Below are 23,448 nucleotides of genomic sequence, written 5' to 3'. Positions count from 1 at the left end.
CCCCCGCATCGGACGCAGATCACTCCGTCCGGCGGAAGTGGTCCCAGCCGGCCGAGCCGGCGTACGGCGCGCCGTCCACGGTCACCCCGGCGCCCTCGGTCACCCGCCCCACCGTTCGCCAGCCCGGCGGCAGGGTCGCGGTCGCCGGGAAGGTCGCGGCCAGGGCGTGGTCGTCGCCCCCGGCCAGGATCCAGGAGTACGGGTCGACGCCGAGCGCCTGCGCCGCGTCGCGCATCTGCCGGGGCACCTCGAACGCCTCCCGGGTCAGGTCGACGGCCACCCCACTGGCCTTCGCCACGTGCCCCAGGTCGGCCAGCAGCCCGTCCGACACGTCGATCATGGCGGTCGCGCCGTGCCCGGCGGCCTCGGGACCGGCCGCGTACGGCACCTCGGGGCGGCGGAACGCCTCCACCAGCAGCCGGGGCGTGCGGAACCCCCGGGACAGCACGGTGTAGCCGGCCGCCGCCCAGCCGGTGCGCCCGGCCAGGGCCACCACGTCGCCCGGGCGGGCCCCGGAGCGGACCACCGGCGGCCGGCCGGCCAGGTCGCCGAGGGCGGTCACCGCGATGGTCAGTGTCGGGCTGGCGGACATGTCGCCGCCGACCACGCTCGCGCCCACCAGGGAGGCCTCGGCGCCCAGCCCGTCGGCGAGTTCCTCCGCCCAGCTCGTGTCGAGGTCCGTCGGCATGCAGAGGGCGACCAGCAGCGCGGTCGGGGTCGCCCCCATGGCCGCGATGTCGGCCAGGTTGGCCGCCGCCGCCCGGTGCCCCACGTCGCGGGCCCCCGACCAGTCCCGGCGGAAGTGCCGCCCCTCGACCAGGACGTCGGTGGAGGCGACCACCCGCCGGTCCGGCGCCGCCACCACCGCCGCGTCGTCTCCGGGGCCGAGCAGGCAGCTCTCCCCCTGGGCCAATCGGGCAGTCACCCGGTCGATCAGCCCGAACTCTCCGACATTCGCGACCGTCATGCCGTCCCCTCGTCGCGCTCTTGAAGCTTCAAAGTCCCGCCACCACGGCCCCGACGTGGGCTCACTCACCGCATCCCGTCAGCGACCGATACGGATCAGGGCCGCTCCGTAGGGTAGTTTCACCCTTCGGGCCGCCCCAGGCGGCGACGGACGGAGGTCGAGTCGTGGTTCAGGCGTACATCCTCATCCAGACGGAGGTCGGTCGGGCGCGTGACGTGGCCGGTCTGATCGCGGACCTTGCCGGCGTGGTACGCGTCGACGCCGTCACCGGGCCCTACGACGTGGTCGTCCTCACCGAGGCGAACACCGTGGATGAGCTCGGCAAACTGATCGTCAGCAAGGTGCAGATGGTGCCCGGCATCACCCGCACCCTCACCTGTTCGGTGGTGCGGCTGTAAGTGGAAGAGATCACGTCCTCCCCCGTTCCGGAGGAGTCCCGCCCGGCGCGTCGCGACCGGTCGACCCGCAGCGCCGCGCTCTGGGCGACCCTGATCGCGGTGCCGGTCACCCTGGCGGTGGCCGGGTTCACCTTCGCCAAGCTGTCCCCCGACTCCCCGGCCGCCGCGCCGAGCCCGTCGGCGAGCGCCGTCCGGCCGCAGTCGACCGCGCCGGTCGCGATGCCGGCCCCGGCCCTGGCCGAGCGTCCGGCCACGGTGTGCCGCGCCCTGGTGTCGCAGCTCCCGGCGACCGTCCGCGACCTGGCGCAGCGGCCGGTCACCGCCGGCGCCGAGCAGAACGCCGCGTACGGCGATCCGGCGCTCACCGTGGCCTGCGGCGGCACGCCGCCCCTGGTGCAGCCCACCGACGAGGTCTGGTCGGTGAACAAGGTCTGCTGGCACGCGGTGCAGGAGGCGGACGCCACCGTGCTGACCGCCGTCGACCGGGAGACCCCGGTGCGGGTGCGGATCCCGAAGCAGTACGAGCAGCCGCTCCAGTGGGTCACGCCGATCTCCGACGCGGTGGTCGCCTCGGTGCCCGCCGCGAAGACCGCCCCGTCCGGCTGCTCCGCCTGACCCTCGCCGGCCGGTCGCGACGCCCGGGCGTCAGCGGCCGGCGCGGCGCAGGGCGGTCCGGATGAGCCGGTTGACCAGCTTCGGATACTCCAGCCCGCTGGCCGCCCACATCCGGGGGAACATCGAGGTCGGGGTGAAGCCCGGCATGGTGTTGATCTCGTTGAGGTAGACGTCCAGCTCCGGGGTGACGAAGAAGTCGGCCCGGGCCAGGCCGGAGCAGTCCAGCGCGGTGAACGCGCGGGTGGCGTACTCCCGCACCTGCCGGGTCACCTGCTCGGGCAGGTTCGCCGGGATGTCGTACTCGCAGGCGTCGTCGATGTACTTGGCCTCGAAGTCGTACCAGTCGTGGCCGGAGACCACCCGCACCTCGGCTAGCACCGACGCCTCCGGGGCCCCGCCGGCCTCGCCCTCCAGCACGCCGCACTCGATCTCGCGGCCCACGATCGCGCCCTCGACGAGCACCTTGGTGTCGATCTCCCGGGCGGTGGCGACCGCCGCGTCGAGCTGCGCCCAGTCGTCGACCTTGGTGATGCCGAACGAGGAACCGGCCCGGGACGGCTTCACGAAGACCGGCAGGCCGAGGCGCTCCTTGTCCGCCTCGGTCAGCGTCATCCCGGCGCGCAGCACCACGTACGGGCCGACCGGGATGCCCTCGGCGGCGCAGAGCTTCTTGGTGAACTCCTTGTCCATGGCGGCCGCGGAGGCGAACACGTTCGCCCCGACGTAGGGGATGTCGGCCATCTCCAGCATCCCCTGGATCGTGCCGTCCTCCCCGTACGCGCCGTGCAGCACCGGGAAGACCACGTCCACGTCGGCGAGCGCCACGGGACCCTGGGTGGGGTCGAGCACCAGGAGGCCGCCCACGGCCGGGTCGGCGCGCAGCACCAGCTCGGCGCCGGAGCCGGCGGTGATCTCGGGGAGCTTGCGGTCGGAGATGGCGAGCTGGCCGGGGTCGCCGCTGGCGAGCACCCACTGGCCCTGGCGGGTGATGCCGACCGGCACAACCTCGAACTCGTCCGGGTCGAGGGCGGCCAGCACGCTGCCGGCGCTCACGCAGGAGATGCCGTGCTCGGGGCTGCGGCCGCCGAAGACGATCGCCACGCGGGTCTTGCCTGGGGTGGTCACTCCGGTCACCTCTTCGCTCGCGACTGCGGCTGGCCGTGCTCGCCGGTGGCGCTCACCCGCTTGACCTTACTGTGCGTGGCGAGCGTCGGTGGTTGATACCCGGGGAGACGACGCAGGAGGCGGCATCCGGTCAGCGCGCCTTATACGGGGAGTAACCGGACGGGTCGCAAGCTGTGCTGGTGCGGGCGGCCGGTGGCGGGACCTGCCACCGGCCGCCCGCCTCCCCGCCCCCGTCACCGCGTCCCGGGGGCGGGCCCGGTTCAGCTCAGGTGCTCCGGGGTCCGTGGCCGGCGACCGACTGCGATGACCTTGACCCGTTGCCGGCCGGCGCGGACCATGCCCAGCGCCATGAAGGCCCCGGCGATCCGGTCCGCCGCCTCCCGGCTGTTCGCGCCGACGACCTGGCGGCGCCGCTCGGGGCTGGTGCGCTCGTTGCGCCAGACCCCGTCGAGGGGGCGCACGTCGGTGAGGACCACGAGGAACCGGGTCATCCCCGCCCACCCCCGGGGTGGCAGGCCGTCACCGTCATCGCGTCTCCTCCCCTTCTGGGCGTGCCGGGTACGGGCACGCGGCGATCGGGTCGTGGGGGAGTGAAAACCCGATCGCCGCGCGCCCCATCCCCTCCGGTCACTCACCACCACCGTCGCCACGACAACCGGCGGTGAGGACGCCGTCACAGATTGGCAGGTCGACACGCGTGAATGCAACTCTCATCGGATTTCTCTCATGCCCACTCTCCCGTTGATGTGCGACCATCGATGCATGGCGCCGAAGACCGCCCGGGCCCGACGGCTCGGCATCGCCCTGCGGACCCACCGGGAGGCCGCCGGCCTCACCCTGGAGGCCGCGGCCGACGAGATCAACAGCACCCGCAGCACGCTGTCCCGCTACGAGAACGCGCAGACGCTGGTCAACCCCGCCACCGTGCGGGCGCTGCTCACCCTCTACGGGGTGGGACCCGACGAGATCGCCGCGGCGGTGCAGCTCGCCAAGGACGCCCGCAAGCCCGGCTGGTGGGTCTCCTACTCCTACCTGCTGGACCGGCGGACCATCGACTTCATCGCGCTCGAGGCGGAGGCGACCGGGATCGCCAACTTCGAGCCGTCGGTGGTGCCGGGCCTGCTCCAGACCGCTGACTACATCCGCGGGGTGATGCGCGGCGGCCCGCACACCCTCAGCGACGACCAGGTCGAGCAGCGGGTCAAGCTGCGGCTCGACCGCCAGCAACGGCTCACGAGTGACGATCCACCGATCCTCGACGCCATCATCGACGAGGGGGCGCTGCTCCGGCCGGTCGGCGACCGGACGGTGATGGGGGGTCAGCTCCAGCACCTGCTGAAGATGGCCGAGCTGCCGAACATCACCGTCCAGGTGATCCCCCTGGCCGCCGGATACCACCGGGGGACGCGGGGGTCGCTGCACATCCTGGAGTTCGCCGATCCGGAGGACCCGATCATCGCCTCGGTGGAGACGGTGGCCGGGCAGATGGTGCTGGACCGGCCGGGCGACCTGCGCACCTGCACCAAGATCATGGAGCACCTGCGGACCGTGGCGCTGAGCCCGGCGGCCAGCCGGGACGAGCTCCTCCGCCTGCTGAACGAGAGGTAGAAGGGATGAACGGCACGAACAGCCCGCGCCCGCCGGCGACCGGTTGGCGCAAGAGCAGTCACAGCGGCGACGAGGGCGCGTGCGTCGAGATGGCGCCGCTGCCGGAGGCGGTCGCGGTCCGCGACTCCAAGGACCCGACCGGCCCGGTGCTGGTCTTCCCCCCGGCCGCCTGGGCCGCCTTCACCGACGCCCCGCCGCGCCCCTGATCCGGCGGTCCGCGGCGACGCCGTGGCTCAGCCGACGACCAGCGGGCCGGCCGTGGCCCCGCCGCGGACCGCCTCCAGCGCCGCGATGGCCACCCCGCGCGCCCCGGCCATGTCCCGGTCCGGCACCAGGGCGAAGGTGGCCACCGCGCGCTGCTCGGCGCGGAGCACGGTGTGCTCGCGCACGGTGGCCAGGAACCAGTCGCGGAACTGCGGCGCCGCCTCCACCACCCCACCGCCGACGAAGTACGCGTGCGGGTCGGTGAAGTTGGCCGCGATGGTGAACAGCCGGCCCAACGCCATGGCCTGCTGGGTGAAAACCTGTCGGGCCAGTGGGTCGCCCCGCTCGCCGTGGCCGCGGACCAGCTTCGCCGCCCGGCCCGGCTCCTCGGCGGCCAGCGGATGCCCCGGGAACCGGCCCAGCCAGTAGGGCAGCAGGTTGTGCTCGATGGCGGTGAGCGAGGCGACGCTCTCGGCGTCACCGGCGAAGCCGCAGGCGCAGACCGGCACCGGTTGGCCGGGCGCGAGCAGCCCATCGAGCGGGATGTGCACGTGCCCGAACTCGCCCGCCATGCCGGCCGCGCCGCCGACCACCCGGCCATCCTCCACGACACCGCCACCGAGCCCGGTGCCGACGATCGCGGCGACCGAGGAGCGGGCCATCGCGTCGGCGCCGAAGTGCACGTGGTGCGCGTAGAGGGCCGCCGCGTTGCCGTCGTTGGCGTAGACCACCGGCAGGCCGAGCCGGTGCTCCAGCGCGCCGCGCACGTCGTAGCCGCGCCAGGCCGGCTGGGAGAAGTTGGTCGAGCCGCGCGATGAGATCACCCCGGTGGCGCTGGCCGGGCCGGGGGTGTCCAGCCCGACCGCGCGGACCAGTTCGCGGGGCACCCCGGTCAGCGCCAGCACGCCGTCGAGCGCCCGCGCGAGGGCCTCGATGGCCGCCTCCGGCCCGGCCTGGACCTCGCTCGGGATCTCCACGAGCCCGTCCACCAGGAACCGGCCGTCGACCGTCAGCACGGTGGCGTTGTTGCTCGTGCCGCCGTTGTCCAGACCCACCACCACCGGCACACCCGCGCTGCCCACCGCCACCGCCTCCCGCCGAGCCTGAGCTGAGGCTAGTTCGAGGCGCACCGTCCCGCCACGCTCCGCCGCCCCGCCCGCCCGGTGCCGGCGCGGGCGGGGTCGGCGCGGGCTTCACCCCGGAAGGCGCGCGGTGACGGCGGTGGCCTCCAGTTCGTCGTCGTGCACCACGAACGGGTCCAGGCCGGCGTCGGTCAGGATCCCGCAGAGCGCCGTGGCCTGATTGGCGCTCACCTCCACCGCCAGGTGCCCGCCGGGGGCCAGCCACTCGGCCGCCCCGGCGGCCACCCGGCGCAGCACGGCCAGCCCGTCCGCGCCGCCGTCCAGCGCCACCGGGGCCTCGTACAGCCGCGCCTCCGGCGGCAGCATCGCCACCGCGCCGCTCGGCACGTACGGGGCGTTGGCCACCACCAGGTCCAGCCGTCCCCGCCACCGCACGGGCAGCGGCGCGAACAGGTCGCCCTCGTAGACCGGCACGCCCAGCGGGGTCAGGTTGCGCCGGGCGCACGCCACCGCGGCCGGGTCGAGGTCGGCGGCGGCCAGCCAGCGGGGCGCCAGCCGGCCGTGCAGCACCAGCGCGGCCGCGCCCGAGCCGCAGCAGAGGTCGAGCACGGCGGGCGCCGGACCGGCCACCGCCGCGGCGGCGGCGACCAGCAGGGCGGTCCGCCCGCGGGGCACGAACACCCCCGGGTCGACGGCGACCCGCAGGCCGCAGAACTCGGCCCAGCCGAGCAGGTGCTCCAGCGGCAGACCGGCGACCCGGCGGTCGACCAGGTCGGTCAGCTCCTCGGCCGAGTCGGCGGCGGCGATCAGCAGCTCCGCCTCGTCTTCGGCGAAGACGCAGCCGGCGGCGCGCAGCCGCCGGACGAGGGCGGGACGGTCGGGGAAGAACAGGGTGGATGCCATGGCAAGCCTTTCGGGAACGCTCTTCGGCGCTCCCGGCGTCGCCTAACCCTGGGGCGACGCGGACTCGGAGGGAGCGCCGGTCCTCTGCTGGTGGATCGGTCTCACCTCCTCCGGTCGGGGCCCGCGCGGGCCGTGGCTGCCCGTCACCTTAGCGGAGCGGGCCTGCCGGCGTCAGGCCGCGTCCAGCGCGGCGGTCACGTCGGCGACCAGGTCGGCCCCGTCCTCGATGCCGCAGGAGAGCCGGACGAAGCCGGGGGCGGTGTCGTCGCCCCACTGGGCCCGCCGGTCGGCGGTGGTGTGCAGCCCGCCGAACGAGGTGGCGGCCGCGACCAGGCGGGAGGCGTCGAGGAACCGGGCCACCCGGCCGGCGTCGCCCAGGTCGAAGGAGAGCACGCCGGGCATCCGTCGCATCTGGACCGAGGCCACCGGGTACGCCGGGTCGGTCGGCAGCCCGGGCCAGCGCAGACCGGTGACGTCGTCGCGGCCGGCGAGCAGCCCGGTCAGCGCCTCGGCGTTGGCGGTCTGCCGGGCCAGCCGCAGGTCCACGGTCGCCAGCGACCGGTGCGCCAGCCAGCAGTCGAACGCCCCGGGAACCCCGCCGGTGGTGGTCCGCCAGGCGGTCACCGCGTCGAGCAGCTCGGCGGAGCGGGTCGCCACGTAGCCGAGCAGCAGGTCGGAGTGGCCGGTGAGGGCCTTGGTGCCGGAGGCGACGACCACGTCCGCGCCGAGTTCCAGCGGCCGCTGCCCGAGCGGGGTGGCGGTGGTGTTGTCGACCGCCACCAAGGCCCCGGCGGCATGCGCCGCGGCGGCCAGCGCCCGCACGTCGGCCACGTCCAGGCCCGGGTTCGCCGGGGTCTCCAGCAGCACCAGCCGGACGCCGTCGAACGACGGGTACGGCCCGGCGGTCGGCACGAAGCCGACGCGTACCCCGATGCCCTCGAGGGTGGCCGTGGCGAAGGCGCGCACCGGGAAGTAGCCGTCGGCGGGGAGCAGCACGGTGTCCCTGGGGCGCAGCAGGGCCAGCAGCAGCCCGGTGATGGCCGCCTGGCCGCTGGCGAAGACCCGGCAGTCGCCGCCCTCCAGCTCGCCGACGGCCGCCTCCAGCAGCCGCCGGGTGGGGTTGTCGGGCCGCCCGTACCCGTTGGGGGTCGCCTCCGGACCCCGCCACGGGTCCAGGTGGTAGGGCGCGGCGAAGACCGGCCCCGGCAGGAAGGGCTGGCCCGGCTCCGGCGCGGGCAGCCCGGCGTGCACGCTGCGCGTGCCGTCACCCCACTCGGTCATCGCCGCCTCACTCGTACGACTCGGGCTTCGCGGTCCGGCTCATCAGGGCGTCCACGGCGAGCCGCGGGTCCATCCCCTCGTGGCAGATCCGCTCGATCTGCTCGGTGATCGGCATCTCCACCCCGTGCGCCCGGGCCAGGTCGCGGATGGCAAGGCAGCTCTTCACGCCCTCGGCAGTCTGCCGGGTGGCCGCCTGGGCCTGCTCCAGGGTCTCCCCCCGGCCGAGGTGCTCGCCGAAGGTGCGGTTGCGGGCCAGCGGCGACGAGCAGGAGGCGACCAGGTCGCCCATGCCGGCCAGGCCGGCGAAGGTGATCGGGTCCGCGCCGAGCGCCACGCCCAGCCGGGCGGTCTCGGCCAGGCCGCGGGTCATCAGCATGGCGCGGGTGTTGTCACCGAAGCCCATGGCAGTGGCGATGCCGTACGACAGCGCGATCACGTTCTTCACCGCCCCGCCCAGCTCACAGCCGATCACGTCGTCGTTGGTGTACGGCCGGAAGTACGGCGTCCGGATCGACGACTGGACCAGCGCGGTCCGGCGGCTGTCGGTGCCGGCGACCACGGTCGCGGCCGGCTGTTCGGCGGCGATCTCCGGGGCCAGGTTGGGCCCGGAGACGACCACCACCCGGTCGGCCGGCACCCCGGCGGTCTCCATGATCACCTGGCTCATCCGCTTGGTGGTGCCCAGCTCGATGCCCTTCATGAGGGAGACCAGCGTGGCGTCCGGGTCCAGGTACGGGGTCCACTCGGCGAGGTTGGCGCGCAGCGTCTGCGACGGCACGGAGAGCACCACCACCTCGGCCCCGGCGATCGCCTCCTCGGCGTCCCCGGTCGCGGTGACCCGGTCGGGCAGCCGCACGTCGGGCAGGTAGTCCGGGTTGTGGCGCCCGGTGCGTATCGCCTCGGCGACCGAGGCGCGCCGGGCCAGGACGGTCACGTGCCGCCCGGCGTCGGCGAGGATCTTGGCGAACGCGGTGCCCCACGAGCCCGCGCCCAGCACGGCGACATGCCCGCTCACTCGGTCACCTCGGGCGTACGCGTCCGGGCCGGGCGCTCCCACAGCGGTGGTGGTGTGCCGCCGCGGATCTCGGCCACCATGTCCCGGATCCGCAGCATGATCGTGTCGGTCATCTCCTCCAGGATCGCCCGGGTCGGCGTGGCACCCGCCCACTTGCTCAGGTCGATCGGCGGCCCGGCGACCACCGTCACCGGGATACGCGGGCGCAGCCCGACGCGGGCGGTCCGCGGGTCGAACATCTTCTCCGGGCCGACCATGGCGAGCGGAATCACCGGGGCGCCGGTGGCCAGCGCCAGCCGGGCCGCGCCGGTCTTGCCCTTCATCGGCCACAGGTCCGGCTCACGGGTGGTGGTGCCCTCCGGGTAGATCACCACCGCGCCTCCCTCGCTCAGCGCCGCGACCAGCTTGTCCAGCGACCGGGCCGCCTCGACGGTGCCGCGCTCGACCGGAATCTGCTTGCACCGGTGCAGGATCCAGCCGATCACCGGCACCCGGAACACGCTGGCCTTGCCGAGGAACCGCGGCCAGCGCCCGGCGTCGTGGATGAAGTGCGCGGACACCAGCGGGTCCGCGTGCGAGATGTGGTTGGGCACGATGATGATTCCGCCCTCGCGGGGCAGGTGCTCCATGCCCCGCCAGGTGCGCCGCGTCCAGACGGTCAACACCGGCTTCACCAGCACCACGGCGAACCGTGGCCAGAATCCCAGCCTCCGCGGTGCCACCCTGCCTCCTCGTTCCGCCCCACGCGCGCACGCCCCGGGACGAAATCATGCCTGCTCGTTCCGGGTCCGGCCAGTGAGGGTACCGCCGTCCGGCTGGCAGGATTGTCACGTGCCTGAGCCGACCTGGACCGCGGTGGTGCCGGTGAAGCGCCTCACGGTGGCCAAGAGCCGCCTGCGGGGCGCGCTGCCCGGCGTACCCCATGAGGAGCTGGCGCTGGCCCTGGCTGCCGACACGGTGCGCGCGGTGCGGGCCTGCCCGGCGGTGGCCCAGGTGCTGGTGGTGACCGACGATCCCCGGGTGGCGGTGGCGGCGACGGCGGCCGGTGCGGAGGTCGCGCCGGACCCGGCCGCCGGGCTGAACGCCGCCTTCCGGCACGGCGCGGCCGTGGCCGGCCCGCGCGCCGCGGTGGCCGGCCTCACCGCCGACCTGCCGGCGCTGCGCCCGGCCGAACTGGCCGCGGCGCTGCGGGCCGTCCCCACCGAGGGGGTACGCGCGTTCGTGGCCGACGCCCCGGGCAGCGGCACCGTGCTGCTCGCCGCGCCGCCCGGTGCGCCCCTGGAACCCCGCTTCGGCCCCGGCTCGGCGGCGGCGCACGCGGCGAGCGGGGCGCTGCCGCTGCCCGGCGACTGGCCCACCCTGCGCCGGGACGTGGACACCCCGGCCGACCTGACCGCCGCCGCCCGGCTCGGCGCCGGCCCGCGCACCGCCGCGCTGCTGGCCCGGGCCGGCCGGGACGTCGGGTACGGTGCTGGCATGCAGGGCACGGTGGCCACCTACGACGCGTCGACCCGCAGCGGGATGCTGCTCCTCGACGACGGCACCGAGCTGGCCTTCCCGGCCCGCGCCTTCGACGCCTCCGGGCTGCGGCTGCTCCGCCTCGGCCAGCGCGTCCGCATCGAGCGGGACGCCGCCGGCGAGGTCGTCCGGGTGACGTTGCCGACGATGGCGTGACCAACCTGCCCCGAGTTCATTTTCCGTTCACCGTTGTCGGGGAATCATGAGGTGGTGAGCACCCCTCGCGAGCACCCCGACGGTCCCCCGCACCTCGTCGATCCCGGCGCGCCCCGCAACGGCGCGTCCACCCGCGGCGCCGACGGCCGGTTCCAACGCGTCCGGCCACCCGAGGAGAGCGTCAGCCCGGAGCCCGCGGCGGCGGCCTCCGCCGGGCTGGAGGAGTCCCTCGACCCGGTCGAGGGGCCGGGCCCGCAGGCGGAGTCGCCCCTGGCCCTCCCGCTGCCAGAGGACCGGTTCTTCAACCGGGAACTCTCCTGGCTCGACTTCAACGCCCGGGTGCTGGCGCTGGCCGAGGACCCACGCACCCCCCTGCTGGAGCGGGCCAAGTTCCTGGCCATCTTCGCCGGCAACCTGGACGAGTTCTACATGGTGCGGGTGGCCGGGCTGAAGCGCCGGCTCTCCGCCGGCCTGCCGGTGCGCGGCGGCGACCGGCTGCCGCTGCGGACCCAGCTGGAGCTGATCACGGAGAAGACCACCGACCTGGTCTCCCGGCACGCCGCCTGCTTCGTCGACGACGTGCTGCCGAAGCTGGCCGCCGAGGACATCCGGATCCTGCGCTGGAGCGACCTCGACGACGCCGAGCGGGAACGGCTGCGCACCTGGTTCCGTGAGCACATCTTCCCGGTGCTCACCCCGCTCGCGGTGGACCCGGCGCACCCGTTCCCGTACATCTCTGGCCGATCGCTCAACCTGGCCGTCTCGGTGCGCGACCCGGACGGCGGCTCGGAGCTGTTCGCCCGGGTGAAGGTGCCCAACAACGTGCCCCGGTTCGTCCGGGTCGCCCGCGACCGGCCGGGGGTGCGCTTCCTGCCGGTGGAGGACCTCATCTCGGTGCACCTCGGGCAGCTCTTCTCCGGCATGCAGGTGGTCGAGTGCCACCTGTTCCGGGTGACCCGCAACGCCGAGGTGGAGGTCGACGAGGACCGCGACGAGGACCTGCTCCAGGCCCTGGAACGGGAGCTGGCCCGGCGCCGCTTCGGCCCGCCGGTGCGGCTGGAGGTGGCCGCCTCCATCTCCGACCACATGCTGGAGCTGCTCGTCCGCGAGCTGGACATGGACGGCCACGACGTGCTCCGGGTCCGCGGCCTGCTCGACCTCTCCGCGCTCTGGCAGGTGTACGGCGAGGCCGACCGACCGGACCTCAAGGACCCGCCGTTCGTGCCGGCCACCCACCCCCGGCTCGCCGAGGGCGAGGTGCCGCGCAGCGTCTTCGCCACCCTGCGGGACGGGGACGTGCTGGTGCACCACCCGTACCACTCGTTCGCGACCAGCGTGCAGCGCTTCATCGAGCAGGCCGCCGCCGACCCGAACGTGCTGGCCATCAAGCAGACCCTCTACCGCACCAGCGGCGACTCCCCCATCGTCGACGCCCTCGTCGACGCGGCCGCCGCCGGCAAGCAGGTGGTGGTGCTGGTCGAGCTGAAGGCGCGCTTCGACGAGGTGGCCAACATCGGCTGGGCGCGCACCCTGGAGCGGGCCGGCTGCCACGTGGTCTACGGCCTGGTCGGCCTGAAGACGCACTGCAAGACCGCGCTGGTGGTACGCCAGGAGGGCAACCAGATTCGCCGCTACTGCCACATCGGCACCGGCAACTACCACCCGAAGACCGCGCGGCTCTACGAGGACTTCGGCATGCTCACCGCCGACCCGGAGATCGGCGCCGACCTCACCGACCTGTTCAACGTGCTGACCGGCTACAGCCGGCAGACCGCGTACCGGCGGCTGCTGGTGGCCCCGCAGGGCATCCGCAGCGGCCTCGTCGAGCGGATCGAGCGGGAGATCGAGCACGTCCGGCTGGGCATGCCGGGGCTGGTGCAGTTCAAGGTGAACGCCCTGGTCGACGAGGAGATCACCGACGCGCTCTACCGGGCGTCCCGGGCCGGGGTGCACGTCGACCTGCTGATCCGGGGCATGTGCACGCTGCGGCCGGGGATGCCCGGGCTGTCGGAGAACATCCGGGTGCGCTCGATCCTCGGCCGGTTCCTGGAGCACTCGCGGATCTTCCGGTTCGGCAACAACGGCGACGCCGAGTTCTGGATGGGCTCGGCCGACCTGATGCACCGCAACCTGGACCGCCGGGTGGAGGCGCTGGTGCAGGTGAGCGACCCGGTGGCCCGGGCCGAGCTGGACCACGTGCTGACCGCCGCGTTCAGCCCCGAGGTGGACGCCTTCGAGCTGGCCGCGGACGGCGCCTGGCACCGGCGTACCGGCACCGACGACACGCCGCTGACCCACCTGCAGGACCTGCTGCTGCACCGGGTCGGCGGCAGGGCGGGCTGAGCGGACCACGGCGCGCCCGGGGCGGGCATACGGTGAGCGGATGACGGACGACGAGCCGGTGCGGATCCGGGCCGCGGGCGGGGTCGTCTGGCGCCCGGCGGCCGGCGGCGTCGAGGTCTGCCTGGTACACCGTCCCCGGTACGGCGACTGGTCGCTGCCCAAGGGCAAGTTGGACGCCGGCGAACACCCGCTGCGGGCCGCCGTCCGCGAGGTCGCCGAGGAGACCGACGTGCGGGCCGTGCCGCAGGTACGCCTGCCCACCGTCCGCTACCGCAGCGAGGGCCGGCCCAAGGCGGTCGACTACTGGTCGATGCGGGCCGCCGCGCAGGGCGGCTTCCAGCCGGACACCGAGGTGGACGAGGTGGCCTGGTTCGAAACCGACGAGGCGGTACGCCGGGTCAGCTACCCGCACGACGCCGAGGTGATCGCCGCCTTCGCGGCGCTGCCGCCGGTCACCGCCACCCTGCTGCTGGTCCGGCACGCGCACGCCGGCAAGCGGGCCACCTGGTCCGGCCCGGACACCGGCCGGCCGCTGGACGCCGAGGGCTGGGCCCAGGCGCAGGCGCTCGCCGCCCTGGTGGCGCTGGTCCGCCCGGCCCGCCTCATCTCCGCCTCGGCCCGGCGCTGCGTGCAGACCCTCGACCCGGCGGCCGCCCTGCTGGACCTGCCCATCGAGGTGGTCGGCGACCTCGACGAGCCGCAGCCCGGCCAGCAGCCGGACGAGTGTGCCCTGGCCGCCGCGGCCCGGCTGACCGCGCTGGCCGAGGCCGGGGAGACGGTCGCGGTGTGCAGCCAGGGCAAGGTGATCCCGGGGGCGCTGGAGCAGCTGACCGGCCGCGCCGACGACTTCACCACCGCGAAGGGCGGCGGCTGGCTGCTCGCCTTCACCGGCGACCGCCTACTCGCGGCCGACCGGCTCTGAGCCGCCCAGCCCGGAGGTCTCCGTCCACCAGCGGCTCGGCTTATGGGATCTGCTCAGGTTGGACACCGCCGCCTCGGCGAGGTGGCGGCATCCGCTCAGGTTGGACACCGCCGCCTCGGCGAGGTGGCGGCATCCGGTCAGGTCGGAGACCGGCGCCTCGGCGAGGTGGCGGCATCCGGTCAGGTCGGACACCGCTGGCTCGCGGAGCTGGGGACTCAGGGCAGGGCGAGCGTCACCGCGACCGGCAGGTGGTCGCTGGCGGCGCTGCGCGGGGCGGTCACCCCGGACGGGGTGAGACCCGGCGAAACGAAGACGTGGTCGATCTGGGTGCGCGGGTCGTCGGCCGGGCTGGTTCGCAGCGGGCGGGCCGCGGCCAGCGCGTCGACCAGACCGGCCCGGGTGAACTCGGTGAACGCCGGATCGCCGGGCTCGGTGTTCAGATCGCCGCCGAGGACCAGGGGACGACCGGCCGCGTACCGGGTGGCGAAGGCGGCCACCTCGCAGGCCTGGGCCACCGGGCCCTGCCCCGGCGGCGGTTGCAGGTGGGTGGCGACCACGGCGAGGTCGCGGCCACCGAGGTCGAGCGTGACGCCGAGCGCCTGCGCCCCGGTCGGCGCGCCGTGCGCCGCGAGAGGCCGGGTCCGGCCGGACCGCACGGGAAAGCGGCTCAGCACCGCGTCGCCCCACACCGGATCGGCGGCGGGCGCGAAGACGTACGGCATCCGCAACCGCCCGGCGAGCAGGGCGAGGGTGTCGTGGCCGCCGTTGAGCAGCCAGCCCCGGTCCACCTCACTGAGCAGCACCACGTCCGGCCGGCTACCGCCCACCGCCCGGGCCAACGCGTCGAGGTCGAGCCGACCGTCCAGCCCGAACCCCATCCGGATGTTGTACGCCACCAGCCGCACCGCCGACGGTGGCGCCGCGGGCGGGTGCGGTGCCGGGGCCGGCCGGTGGATCCCGCCGCCGACGGAGGTCAGCAGCATCGCCCCCAGGACCGTCCACGCCGGCACGGGCGGGCCGAACAGGGGCGCCGCGCCCGGCGGGGCGACCACGGCCGCGGCGGCGACGACGAGCGCCGCCAGCACCGGCACCCAGCCGTTCGGGTACCCGAGGTCGTAGGCGGCGTAGTAGGCCACCGCGCCGACCGCGAAGCCCAACATCCCGCCGACGACGGCGAAACCACGCCGCCGGCCGCCGGCCCGGCCGCCGCGGTCCGGGTCGGCCGGCTCGCCGAAGCCCGAGCCCTTGCCCAGCCCCGGCACCTCAGCGGTAACAGGGCTGGCCGAGCCGGGAGTCGTGGCGGAGGCGGGGGTCGTGTCGGCGGAGCCGGGGGCACTGGCCGCGCCGGTGGTGGCGGGGACGAGAGCCTTGCCGGATCGGCGATTGGCCGGCGGGTCCCAGTGGTCGGAGTCGGCGTCGACGAGGGCGAGGCAGCCGCCGAGGCCGGCGGCGGCGAGCAGGACCGCCGCGGCCAGCCAGCCGGCCCGGTCGGAGGCGAACAGTCCGGCCCCGACCACCAGCGCCGCCGGCCAGAGCAGGCGGGCCACCGGCCGGGGTGGCCGCAGGAGCACCGCCACCAGGAAGAGGCCGATCGCCAGCTCGGGCACCGCCGCGAGGTGTGCCGGGGGCAGCCCCAGGCCGGGCAGGTTCGCCGACCGGGGCCAGTAGGAGGCGGCCGCGTCCCACACCGCCGGGGCGAGCGCCAGTTGACCCGCCACCAGCAGCGCCGGGCCGACGAGCAGCCAGGCCCAGGTACCCGTCGGGCCGGTGCGCGGGTCGGCGGCCGGCCGGCCCGGTGCCGATGAGCCGTGTGCCGGCTCCGCAGACCGGTCCCCGGTTGCCGCCGAGGCTGCCAGGAACGCAAGCACCAGCAGGACGCTCACCGTCCACCCGAGCACGCCGCCCCGCCACACCAGGTCCTCGGTGCCGAGCAGGGCGTGCCCGACGGCGGCCCCGGCCAGGCCGAACGCCAGCCCCGGCACCGGCCGGGCGGCCGTCGCGGCGGTCGCGGCGAGCCAGACCAGGCCGGCGAGCAGGCCGGCGCAGGCGAGCCAGAGCTGGACCCGGCCGCCGGGCGCGGCGGTCAGGGCGAGCCGGGTGGCGGCCAGCGCCCCGGCCGCGACCAGCCCCACCGGCCGCGGACCGAGCCGGCGGACCAGCACGGGCGCGGCGAGGGCGAGCACGAACCAGCCGAGGGCGAAGGCGCCGAGGAGTTCGGCCGGGGTCTCGGCCGCCTGGCCGAAGATGGTGATGATCGACGGCAGCCACAGCCGGAGCACGTCGAGCAGGACCACGACGCCCAGGGCGAGCAGGGCGGTGGGGAGGTGACGGTGGCGCACGGGCGCCCCTCTTCTCGTGACCGACGGGGGTTTTCGGCACGAGGATTCTGCGGGCCCACACGACGGCGGGTCAACGCGTACCCACGAAAAAGGGCGCTCACCGCGGACGGTGAGCGCCCTTTCGGGCCGTGCGGTCAGCGCCGGGTGGCGGCCTTCTTGGCCGGAGCCTTCTTCGCCGGCGCCTTCTTGGCGGCCGTCGTCTTCTTGGCGGCCGTCGTCTTCTTCGCCGCGGTGGTCTTCGTCGCCGCGGTCGTCTTCTTGGCCGCGGTCGTCTTGGTCGCGGCCTTCTTCGCCGGCGCGGCCTTCTTGGTCGCGGCGGTGGTCTTGGTCGCCTTCGCCGCCGTGGTCTTCTTGGCGGCACCGGCCGCCGTGGTCTTCTTCGCGGCGGTCGCCTTGGCCCCGGTCGCCTTCGCGCCGGTGGTCTTCGCGGCGGCCGCCGTGGCCTTCCTGGCGGCAGCCGTGGCCTTCGGCACCTTGCCGCTGGCCACCATCTCCTTGAAGCCCGCGCCCGCCCGGAAGGTCGGGACGGAGGTCTTCTTGACCTTCACCGCCTCGCCGGTCCGCGGGTTGCGCGCTGTTCGGGCGCCCCGGACACGCTTTTCGAACGCTCCGAAACCGGTGATCGCCACCTTCTCGCCCTTGGTGACCGCCGCCTGGACCTCAGCGAGAACCGCGTCGAGCGCGGCCGTCGCCGTCTTCCGGTCCCCCAGGCGAACGGCGAGCGCTTCGATGAGCTCGGCCTTGTTCACGACTTCCTCCCGATTGTGCAACTGACTCGACGCGAGCCATTCTGCGCGCACGGTATGCCCTGTGCTGCCTGGACACAAACATTCGGTGGAAAAAAGCCCTTGTGTCGTAACGGATTCGCCCCCACCGGTCCGTCCGGTGGGGGCGAAAAGCTATCTGCGGTCAGGCGACCGAGGGCAGGAACGACGGCCGGGAGGCCTCGTAGGCGCTGATCTCAGCCTCGTGCCGGAGGGTGAGTCCAATGTCATCCAAGCCCTCCATCAGCCGCCAACGGCTGTGGTCGTCGAGCGGGAACGCCCAGGTGGCATCCCCGGCGTGGACCTGGCGGGCGGCGAGGTCGACCGTGATCGGGGTGGTCGGCTCGGATTCCACCAGATCCCACAGTTCTTCGACGGCTTTCAATTCCAGCTCGACCGGAAGGAGGCCTTCCTTGAGCGCGTTGCCGCGGAAGATGTCGCCGAAGCGGGGCGCGATGACGGCCCGGAAGCCCCAGTCCCGCAGCGCCCACACGGCGTGCTCCCGGGAGGATCCGGTGCCGAACTCGGGGCCGGCGATGAGAATCGACGCACCCGAATGGGCGGGATCGTTGAGAACGAATGACGGGTCCTCCCGCCACGCGTTGAACAGACCGTCCGCGAAACCGGTCCGGGTCACCCGCTTGAGGTACACGGCGGGGATGATCTGGTCGGTGTCCACGTTGGATCGGCGCAGCGGCACGGCCGTGCCGGTGTGGGTGGTGAACTTGTCCATCTCTGTCGGCTGCCCTTCTACAGGTCGGCGGGGGCGGCCAGCCGGCCGACCACGGCGGTGGCGGCGGCGACCGGCGGGGACACCAGGTGGGTACGTCCGCCCCGGCCCTGGCGGCCCTCGAAGTTGCGGTTGGAGGTCGAGGCGGAGCGCTCGCCCGGCTTCAGCGTGTCGGGGTTCATGCCCAGACACATGGAGCAGCCGGCGAAGCGCCACTCGGCGCCGGCGTCGGCGAAGACCTTGTCCAGCCCTTCCGCCTCGGCCGCCTCGCGGACCGCGGCCGAGCCGGGCACCACCAGCATGCGTACGCCGTCGGCGACCTTGTGCCCGCGCAGCACGTCGGCGGCGGCGCGCAGATCCTCCAGCCGGCCGTTGGTGCAGGAGCCGACGAAGACCACATCCACGGCGAGGTCACGCAGGGCGGTGCCGGGCGTGAGGTCCATGTACTCCAGGGCCCGGCGGGCGGCAACCCGCTCCGCCTCGGTGACGAACTCCTCCGGGTCCGGCACGGCCGCGCCCAGCGGCACGCCCTGGCCGGGGTTGGTGCCCCAGGTGACGAACGGGGTGATCCGGCCGGCGTCCAAGGTGACCTCGGTGTCGAAGGTCGCCCCGTCGTCGGTGGGCAGCGTCCGCCAGTGGGCCACCGCCGCGTCCCAGTCGGCCCCCTGCGGCGCGTGGGCCCGCCCCTTGAGGTACGCGAAGGTGGTCTCGTCCGGCGCGATCATGCCGGCCTTGGCGCCCCACTCGATGGACATGTTGGCGATGGTCATCCGGCCCTCCATGGAGAGGTTCCGGATCGCCTCGCCCCGGTACTCCACGATGTGGCCGCGTCCGCCGCCGGTGCCCACCTGGGCGATCAGGGCGAGCACCAGGTCCTTGGCGGTGACGCCCGGGGCGAGTTCGCCGACGACGTTGACCGCCATGGTCTTAGGGCGGGCCTGCGGCAGCGTCTGGGTGGCCAGCACGTGCTCGACCTCACTGGTGCCGATGCCGAAGGCGAGCGCCCCGAACGCGCCGTGGGTGGCGGTGTGGGAGTCGCCGCAGACGATCGTCATGCCGGGCTGGGTGAGGCCGAGCTGCGGGCCGATGACGTGCACGATGCCCTGGTTCTCGTCGCCCAGCGGGTGCAGCCGTACGCCGAACTCGGCGCAGTTGCGGCGCAGCGTCTCGATCTGGGTGCGGGAGGTGGGGTCCGCGATCGTGAGCAGGTCGCCGCGCCGGGAACGGAAGGCCGGGTCGTCGTAACCGGTCGGGGTGTTGTGGTCCTCGGTCGCGATGGTCAGGTCCGTGCGGCGGACCCGGCGGCCGGCCAGGCGCAGCCCGTCGAACGCCTGCGGGCTGGTGACCTCGTGGAGCAGGTGCAGGTCGATGAAGAGCAGGTCCGGCTCGCCGGTGGCGGAGCGGACGACGTGCGCGTCCCAGACCTTCTCGGCCAGGGTCCTCGGTTGAGTGACTCCCACCATCTGGACATCCTAAATTCTGGGAGGTAAATTTCGGCTTGTGGGACACAGTATGAGCGGTGTCGGCGTTCTCGACAAGGCGGTGGTCATCCTGGCCGCCTGTGTCGACGGCGCCAGCCTGGCCGAACTCGTTGAACGCACCAAGCTGCCCCGGGCCACCGCGCACCGGCTGGCACAGGCGCTGGAGATCCACCGGATGCTGGTCCGGGACACCCAGGGCCGCTGGCGCCCGGGCCCCCGGCTCGGCGAGCTGGCCAACGCCGCACCGGACGTGCTGCTGACCGCGGCCGAGCCGCTGCTCGCCGCGCTGCGCGACGCCACCGGGGAGAGCGCCCAGCTCTACCTGCGCCGCGCCGACGAGCGGATCTGCGTGGCCGCGGCCGAGCGGGCCAGCGGCCTGCGGGACACCGTGCCGGTCGGCTCGGTGCTGCCCATGACGGCCGGCTCGGCGGCGCAGATCCTGCTCGCCTGGGAGCCGCCCGAGGCGGTCATGCCGCTGCTGCCCCGGTCGAAGTTCACCGGCCGCACCCTCGCCGAGGTACGCCGCCGCGGCTGGGCGCAGAGCGTCGCCGAGCGGGAGGCGGGTGTGGCGAGCGTCTCGGCCCCGATCCGCGACCGGACCGGGCGGGTCATCGCCGCCATCAGCATCTCCGGCCCGATCGAGCGCCTGGGCCGCCGCCCCGGCGAACGCCACGCCATGGCCGTCGTCCGCGCCGGCCAACGCCTCTCCGGCCTCTGACCCCTCCCGTCGCCTACGCCCGGCCGGCGGCCGTCGGGGTCCAGGCACGGCGCACGTGAGTGGAACGCCATGAAGGTCAACGGCGCCGGTGACCTACATGGCGTCCACCGACCGCGAAGCCTCGCCCGCCCAACGACGTTGACCGCGCTGGACGGAGGCGCGGCCAAGGGTCGTGGGGCGGCGGGCCGGAAGGTCGCCCGGATGGGCGACGGAGACGCGGGCGGGCGCGCGGACCGGAGGTCGGGAATGGCGAACGGCCCGGCTCGCGGGAGCGAGACGGGCCGTTCGGCGTGGTAGCCCCGACCGGATTCGAACCGGCGCTACCGCCTTGAGAGGGCGGCGTCCTGGGCCGCTAGACGACGGGGCCAGGCACTTTTCCTGCTTCACCGCCCTGACGAGCGGTGCGGCAGTAGTCTAGCGACACCACGTCCCGTCCCCGCCGAGGGGGGTGGCACAACGAGGCGGCGCAGGACATGAAACAGCCCGCCCCACGAGGTGGGACGGGCTGGCTGCGTTGTAGCCCCGACCGGATTCGAACCGGCGCTACCGCCTTGAGAGGGCGGCGTCCTGGGCCGCTAGACGACGGGGCCAGAACTTCATGCTTCCGCGCCTTCGGGGGCGGGAAGCTGCACTCTACCAGAGATCATCTACCGGCCCCTCTCGCGAGGGGCGGAGCGGAACTCCGCCAGAATCCAGCGTCCGGGATTCTCGCGAATCCGCGGTTGCGCTGGGGTACCAGGACTCGAACCTAGACTAACTGAACCAGAATCAGTCGGGCTGCCAATTACCCCATACCCCATTGGCCCCTTGCGGCGCCAGGAACGAACTTTACCCTCCCGGTGCCAGCAGGCCAAATCCAACCCCCCGAACCGCCCCTGAACTGCGGAAACGAGGCGTCGGACGCATCAGGCGACCGGCACCACCGGATTGGTGAGCTCGCCGATCCCCTCGATCCGCACGGTGACCGTATCCCCGTCGGTGAGGGGACTAACCCCGGCCGGCGTGCCGGTCAGGACCACGTCACCGGGGAGCAACGTCATGACGTGGGAGATGTAGGACACCAGGGCCGGCACGTCGAAGACCATGTCCTTGGTCCGGCCGAGCTGGCGTACCTCCATCTCCTCCGGGTTGCGGCCCACCTCACAGCGGACCTCGAGGTCGGTGACGTCCAGCCCGGTGGTGATCCACGGCCCGATGGGGCAGAACGAGTCGAAGCCCTTGGCCCGGGTCCACTGCCCGTCGGAGCGCTGGAGGTCGCGCGCGGTGACGTCGTTGGCGCAGGTGTAGCCGAAGATGGCCCGCTCGGCGGCGGCCCGGTCGGCCCGGCGGGCGCCCGGCGCGCCGATCACCACGGCCAGTTCCGCCTCGTGTTCGACCTGCTTGGAGAAGATGGGCAGCCGGATGGCGTCCCGGGGACCGATCACCGAGGTGGACGGCTTGAGGAAGAGCAGCGGCTCCTTGGGCACCTCGCTGCCGTGCTCGGCGGCGTGTTCGGCGTAGTTGCGGCCGACGCAGACCACCTTGCTCGGCAGGATCGGCGAGAGCAGCCGCACGTCGGAGAGCGCCCAGCGGGCGCCGGAGAACTGGATCTGCCCGAACGGGTGGCCCTCGATCTCGGCGATGGTCAGGCCCTGCGGCCCGGCCTCCGACTCTCCCTCGACGACCCCGAACGACATTCCCTTAGCATGAGCGAAACGAGCGATACGCACCCGGCCAATCTATCCCCGACGAACGGCCGCGCCACGCCGGACGCGGCCACGGACCTCGGTGGGCGGCGCGCCAGGGTACGCCGGCCCGCGCCGGCGGGGGCGGGATTGCGGACTTCGTACCCGCCCGGCGGGCCCGGGCCCATAGCTTCGGGGCCGGAGGTTCGTTCGTATGCCTGCATCGAGACGACACCACAGGACCCTGGCAGTGCTCGTGAACTGCCTCGGCATCATCGCCGCCGTGCCGGCGCTGCCCGCGGCGGCGCCCCGGGCGGCGGCCGCGACCCCGCAGCCGGCGGCTCCGCCGGCCGCGGCGGCCCGGGCCACCCCGATCCCGACCGGGATGCCGGCGGCGCCGCCGGCGGTGCCGACCACCAAACCGGCGCCGATCCAGCTGACCACTCCACCGGTCACCGTGGCGGTGGCCGCGGCGGGCACCCCGGCACCGGGATACCGGATCCAGGTCCGCAACGCCGGCCCCACGCCGGTCGAGACCACCGTCCGGCAGGAGTTGCCGGCCGGGTCCCGGGCGACCGTGGTGACCGGCGGCGGGCGGGCCACCCGGCCGATCGGGTCGGCCGGCGCCAACGAGGTGACCTGGCGGCTGCGGCTGCCGGCGCGGAGCACCACGACGTTGAACACCGCCCTCAGCGGAGCGACCGCTAACCGGTCGATCACCGCGCCCACCTGCGCGTACGGCACCGACGGCACCCGCCCGTACGACTGCGCCACGGCGACCTGGACGGGGCCCACGGTCCCGGTGGCGAAGGTTGCCGCGGCTCCGGCCTGGCGCCGCCCGCCGGTGCTGCTGGCCGCGCTGGCCGCGCTCCTGGTCGTCACCGGCGGCGTGCTGTGGTGGGCGTGGCGGCGCCGGCGGCCCAGCCCGGCGCGGGCGGCCACCGGCGCCGCGTCCGGCCCGACCCGGCTCGCGACCGGCGTCCCGCCGGTCGCCGACGGGGTGGGCGCCCGGGCGGACCGGGGCACGGTCTACCCGCGCGCGGCCATGCCCGCCCCGGGCGGACGACGCCGCCGGCCGCCGATCTGGGCGGTGATGGGGGTCGCGGCCGCGGTGCTGGCCGGTGTGGTCGGCGCGGCGGCGTGGACGGCCACCCAACGGGTCGCCGCCATGGACACCACCAAGCAGCCGACCAGCGGCGCCTGGATGGGCAACAGCGTCACCGGCGCGCTCGGCGTACCGCTGCGCGAGACCGCGTTCGAGTTCACCGTCTACCGGCTGTCCTGCGGCGCGGGGACACTGCCCGCTGCCTCGGCGGGCGGCCGGCAGTGCCTGGCCACGGTCGGGGTGCGCAACCTCACGTCCGGCGAGCAGACCTGGCACGGGCAGTTGCAGCGGGCGTACCTGCCCGGGGGCAACTGGGTGGCCACCGACGAGAACGCCACCCGGGTGGCCAACCTCGGCCGGGACGTCTTCGCCCAGCCGGTCGCCGCGGGCTCGCGGGTGCTGCTGCCGCTGGTGTTCACCGTGCACGGCGACGATCCGCCGAAGCAGTTGGAGCTGCGTAGCGGGGTCTTCTCCGCCGGGGTGCGGGTGGACGTGCGGTGACCGGGGGCC

General features: G+C 74.4%; 22 protein-coding genes, 3 tRNA genes and 1 pseudogene. 9 read left to right on the top strand and 17 right to left on the bottom strand.

Annotated elements, in window-relative coordinates; all coding sequences use genetic code 11:
* Window positions 1–19: 19 nt before the first annotated feature.
* Complete coding sequence (locus AC0OLQ_RS08150; protein WP_484530837.1) at window positions 20–967, bottom strand: thiamine-phosphate kinase; 948 nt, start codon at window positions 965–967, stop codon at window positions 20–22.
* Between the two features lie 164 nt (window positions 968–1,131).
* Between AC0OLQ_RS08150 and AC0OLQ_RS08145 the strand changes: the two genes are divergently transcribed.
* Together AC0OLQ_RS08145 and AC0OLQ_RS08140 are read left to right on the top strand one after the other, a co-directional pair.
* Window positions 1,132–1,365, top strand: coding sequence for an Lrp/AsnC ligand binding domain-containing protein (locus AC0OLQ_RS08145; protein WP_013284547.1), 234 nt, complete (start codon window positions 1,132–1,134; stop codon window positions 1,363–1,365).
* Window positions 1,366–1,980, top strand: coding sequence for a DUF3515 family protein (locus AC0OLQ_RS08140; RefSeq protein WP_357337955.1), 615 nt, complete (start codon window positions 1,366–1,368; stop codon window positions 1,978–1,980).
* A gap of 30 nt (window positions 1,981–2,010) precedes the next feature.
* Here AC0OLQ_RS08140 and AC0OLQ_RS08135 read toward each other — a convergent pair whose 3' ends face one another.
* Entirely contained in the window at window positions 2,011–3,105 is a 1,095-nt protein-coding gene (locus tag AC0OLQ_RS08135; protein WP_484530836.1) for a D-alanine--D-alanine ligase family protein, read from the bottom strand.
* A 260-nt stretch (window positions 3,106–3,365) separates the two neighbouring features.
* Complete coding sequence (locus tag AC0OLQ_RS08130) at window positions 3,366–3,596, bottom strand: hypothetical protein (RefSeq protein WP_357337951.1); 231 nt, start codon at window positions 3,594–3,596, stop codon at window positions 3,366–3,368.
* 271 nt (window positions 3,597–3,867) lie between these two features.
* On the opposite strand from AC0OLQ_RS08130, the gene AC0OLQ_RS08125 reads away from it, so the two are divergent.
* Both AC0OLQ_RS08125 and AC0OLQ_RS08120 read left to right on the top strand, forming a co-directional pair.
* Window positions 3,868–4,713: a helix-turn-helix domain-containing protein gene (locus AC0OLQ_RS08125; RefSeq protein WP_357337948.1), complete on the top strand. Its 846-nt coding sequence runs from the start codon at window positions 3,868–3,870 to the stop codon at window positions 4,711–4,713.
* Between the two features lie 5 nt (window positions 4,714–4,718).
* Window positions 4,719–4,919 carry a DUF397 domain-containing protein gene (locus tag AC0OLQ_RS08120; protein ID WP_357337946.1) on the top strand — a complete coding sequence of 67 codons (201 nt, stop codon included), beginning with the start codon at window positions 4,719–4,721 and terminating at the stop codon, window positions 4,917–4,919.
* A gap of 27 nt (window positions 4,920–4,946) precedes the next feature.
* Here AC0OLQ_RS08120 and AC0OLQ_RS08115 read toward each other — a convergent pair whose 3' ends face one another.
* The 5 genes from AC0OLQ_RS08115 to AC0OLQ_RS08095 form a co-directional block, all read right to left on the bottom strand.
* Window positions 4,947–5,999 carry an ROK family protein gene (locus tag AC0OLQ_RS08115; RefSeq protein WP_484530835.1) on the bottom strand — a complete coding sequence of 351 codons (1,053 nt, stop codon included), beginning with the start codon at window positions 5,997–5,999 and terminating at the stop codon, window positions 4,947–4,949.
* A 111-nt stretch (window positions 6,000–6,110) separates the two neighbouring features.
* Complete coding sequence (locus AC0OLQ_RS08110) at window positions 6,111–6,902, bottom strand: putative protein N(5)-glutamine methyltransferase (RefSeq protein WP_484530834.1); 792 nt, start codon at window positions 6,900–6,902, stop codon at window positions 6,111–6,113.
* A 171-nt stretch (window positions 6,903–7,073) separates the two neighbouring features.
* The gene (locus AC0OLQ_RS08105) at window positions 7,074–8,183 is read right to left on the bottom strand and encodes a cystathionine gamma-lyase (protein WP_484530833.1); all 1,110 of its coding nucleotides are present in this window, start codon (window positions 8,181–8,183) and stop codon (window positions 7,074–7,076) included.
* A gap of 7 nt (window positions 8,184–8,190) precedes the next feature.
* Window positions 8,191–9,198, bottom strand: coding sequence for an NAD(P)H-dependent glycerol-3-phosphate dehydrogenase (locus AC0OLQ_RS08100; RefSeq protein WP_357337938.1), 1,008 nt, complete (start codon window positions 9,196–9,198; stop codon window positions 8,191–8,193).
* On the bottom strand, window positions 9,195–9,920 hold the full coding sequence (locus tag AC0OLQ_RS08095) for a lysophospholipid acyltransferase family protein (protein WP_484530832.1): 726 nt from the start codon (window positions 9,918–9,920) through the stop codon (window positions 9,195–9,197). The genes AC0OLQ_RS08100 and AC0OLQ_RS08095 overlap by 4 nt, the downstream gene beginning before the upstream one ends.
* Window positions 9,921–10,029: 109 nt before the next feature.
* Here AC0OLQ_RS08095 and cofC point away from each other — a divergent pair.
* The 3 genes and pseudogenes from cofC to AC0OLQ_RS08080 form a co-directional block, all read left to right on the top strand.
* A pseudogene (cofC, locus tag AC0OLQ_RS08090) lies at window positions 10,030–10,662 on the top strand (2-phospho-L-lactate guanylyltransferase); the annotation flags it as partial.
* A gap of 264 nt (window positions 10,663–10,926) precedes the next feature.
* A complete protein-coding gene (locus AC0OLQ_RS08085) occupies window positions 10,927–13,215 on the top strand; it encodes an RNA degradosome polyphosphate kinase (protein ID WP_484530831.1) in 2,289 nt (762 codons plus the stop codon).
* A 40-nt stretch (window positions 13,216–13,255) separates the two neighbouring features.
* On the top strand, window positions 13,256–14,137 hold the full coding sequence (locus tag AC0OLQ_RS08080; RefSeq protein ID WP_484530830.1) for an NUDIX domain-containing protein: 882 nt from the start codon (window positions 13,256–13,258) through the stop codon (window positions 14,135–14,137).
* On the opposite strand, the gene AC0OLQ_RS08075 is transcribed toward AC0OLQ_RS08080, so the two are convergent.
* The 5 genes from AC0OLQ_RS08075 to leuC form a co-directional block, all read right to left on the bottom strand.
* Window positions 14,114–14,329, bottom strand: coding sequence for a hypothetical protein (locus tag AC0OLQ_RS08075; protein WP_484530829.1), 216 nt, complete (start codon window positions 14,327–14,329; stop codon window positions 14,114–14,116). The genes AC0OLQ_RS08080 and AC0OLQ_RS08075 overlap by 24 nt on opposite strands.
* Window positions 14,330–14,352: 23 nt before the next feature.
* On the bottom strand, window positions 14,353–16,476 hold the full coding sequence (locus AC0OLQ_RS08070; RefSeq protein WP_484530828.1) for an endonuclease/exonuclease/phosphatase family protein: 2,124 nt from the start codon (window positions 16,474–16,476) through the stop codon (window positions 14,353–14,355).
* A 134-nt stretch (window positions 16,477–16,610) separates the two neighbouring features.
* Window positions 16,611–17,225, bottom strand: a complete 615-nt coding sequence (locus AC0OLQ_RS08065) for an HU family DNA-binding protein (RefSeq protein WP_484530827.1) — start codon at window positions 17,223–17,225, stop codon at window positions 16,611–16,613.
* Window positions 17,226–17,385: 160 nt separating this feature from the next.
* Window positions 17,386–17,973 (bottom strand): 3-isopropylmalate dehydratase small subunit, encoded by a 588-nt coding sequence (leuD, locus tag AC0OLQ_RS08060; RefSeq protein WP_313722624.1) that lies wholly within the window; start codon window positions 17,971–17,973, stop codon window positions 17,386–17,388.
* Between the two features lie 17 nt (window positions 17,974–17,990).
* Window positions 17,991–19,433 (bottom strand): 3-isopropylmalate dehydratase large subunit, encoded by a 1,443-nt coding sequence (gene leuC / locus AC0OLQ_RS08055; protein WP_484530826.1) that lies wholly within the window; start codon window positions 19,431–19,433, stop codon window positions 17,991–17,993.
* Between the two features lie 49 nt (window positions 19,434–19,482).
* On the opposite strand from leuC, the gene AC0OLQ_RS08050 reads away from it, so the two are divergent.
* Entirely contained in the window at window positions 19,483–20,169 is a 687-nt protein-coding gene (locus AC0OLQ_RS08050; protein ID WP_013284529.1) for an IclR family transcriptional regulator, read from the top strand.
* Between the two features lie 291 nt (window positions 20,170–20,460).
* On the opposite strand, the gene AC0OLQ_RS08045 is transcribed toward AC0OLQ_RS08050, so the two are convergent.
* The 4 genes from AC0OLQ_RS08045 to AC0OLQ_RS08030 all read right to left on the bottom strand — a co-directional run bounded on the left by AC0OLQ_RS08045 (window position 20,461) and on the right by AC0OLQ_RS08030 (window position 21,878).
* Window positions 20,461–20,536, bottom strand: a tRNA-Glu gene (locus AC0OLQ_RS08045).
* Between the two features lie 150 nt (window positions 20,537–20,686).
* Window positions 20,687–20,759 (bottom strand) — tRNA-Glu (locus tag AC0OLQ_RS08040).
* A 137-nt stretch (window positions 20,760–20,896) separates the two neighbouring features.
* A tRNA-Gln gene (locus tag AC0OLQ_RS08035) sits at window positions 20,897–20,968 on the bottom strand.
* Window positions 20,969–21,074: 106 nt separating this feature from the next.
* Entirely contained in the window at window positions 21,075–21,878 is an 804-nt protein-coding gene (locus AC0OLQ_RS08030; protein ID WP_091268833.1) for a fumarylacetoacetate hydrolase family protein, read from the bottom strand.
* Between the two features lie 169 nt (window positions 21,879–22,047).
* Here AC0OLQ_RS08030 and AC0OLQ_RS08025 point away from each other — a divergent pair, with 169 nt between their 5' ends.
* Entirely contained in the window at window positions 22,048–23,439 is a 1,392-nt protein-coding gene (locus AC0OLQ_RS08025; protein WP_484530825.1) for a hypothetical protein, read from the top strand.
* Window positions 23,440–23,448 lie beyond the last annotated feature (9 nt).

The sequence above is a fragment of the Micromonospora sp. Utrum1 genome (assembly GCF_057197805.1).
The sequence above is the reverse complement of the archived record's forward strand: the minus strand, read 5'-3'. Positions and strand labels throughout refer to the sequence as shown.

Coding starts and splice junctions, on each gene's coding strand:
- AC0OLQ_RS08105 (WP_484530833.1), bottom strand. CDS start 8,183: ATGACCGAGTGGGGTGACGGCACGCGCAGCGTGCACGCCGGGCTGCCC.
- AC0OLQ_RS08120 (WP_357337946.1), top strand. CDS start 4,719: ATGAACGGCACGAACAGCCCGCGCCCGCCGGCGACCGGTTGGCGCAAG.
- AC0OLQ_RS08050 (WP_013284529.1), top strand. CDS start 19,483: ATGAGCGGTGTCGGCGTTCTCGACAAGGCGGTGGTCATCCTGGCCGCC.
- AC0OLQ_RS08110 (WP_484530834.1), bottom strand. CDS start 6,902: ATGGCATCCACCCTGTTCTTCCCCGACCGTCCCGCCCTCGTCCGGCGG.
- leuD (WP_313722624.1), bottom strand. CDS start 17,973: ATGGACAAGTTCACCACCCACACCGGCACGGCCGTGCCGCTGCGCCGA.
- AC0OLQ_RS08125 (WP_357337948.1), top strand. CDS start 3,868: ATGGCGCCGAAGACCGCCCGGGCCCGACGGCTCGGCATCGCCCTGCGG.
- AC0OLQ_RS08150 (WP_484530837.1), bottom strand. CDS start 967: ATGACGGTCGCGAATGTCGGAGAGTTCGGGCTGATCGACCGGGTGACT.
- AC0OLQ_RS08080 (WP_484530830.1), top strand. CDS start 13,256: ATGACGGACGACGAGCCGGTGCGGATCCGGGCCGCGGGCGGGGTCGTC.
- AC0OLQ_RS08025 (WP_484530825.1), top strand. CDS start 22,048: ATGCCTGCATCGAGACGACACCACAGGACCCTGGCAGTGCTCGTGAAC.
- leuC (WP_484530826.1), bottom strand. CDS start 19,433: ATGGTGGGAGTCACTCAACCGAGGACCCTGGCCGAGAAGGTCTGGGAC.
- AC0OLQ_RS08130 (WP_357337951.1), bottom strand. CDS start 3,596: ATGACCCGGTTCCTCGTGGTCCTCACCGACGTGCGCCCCCTCGACGGG.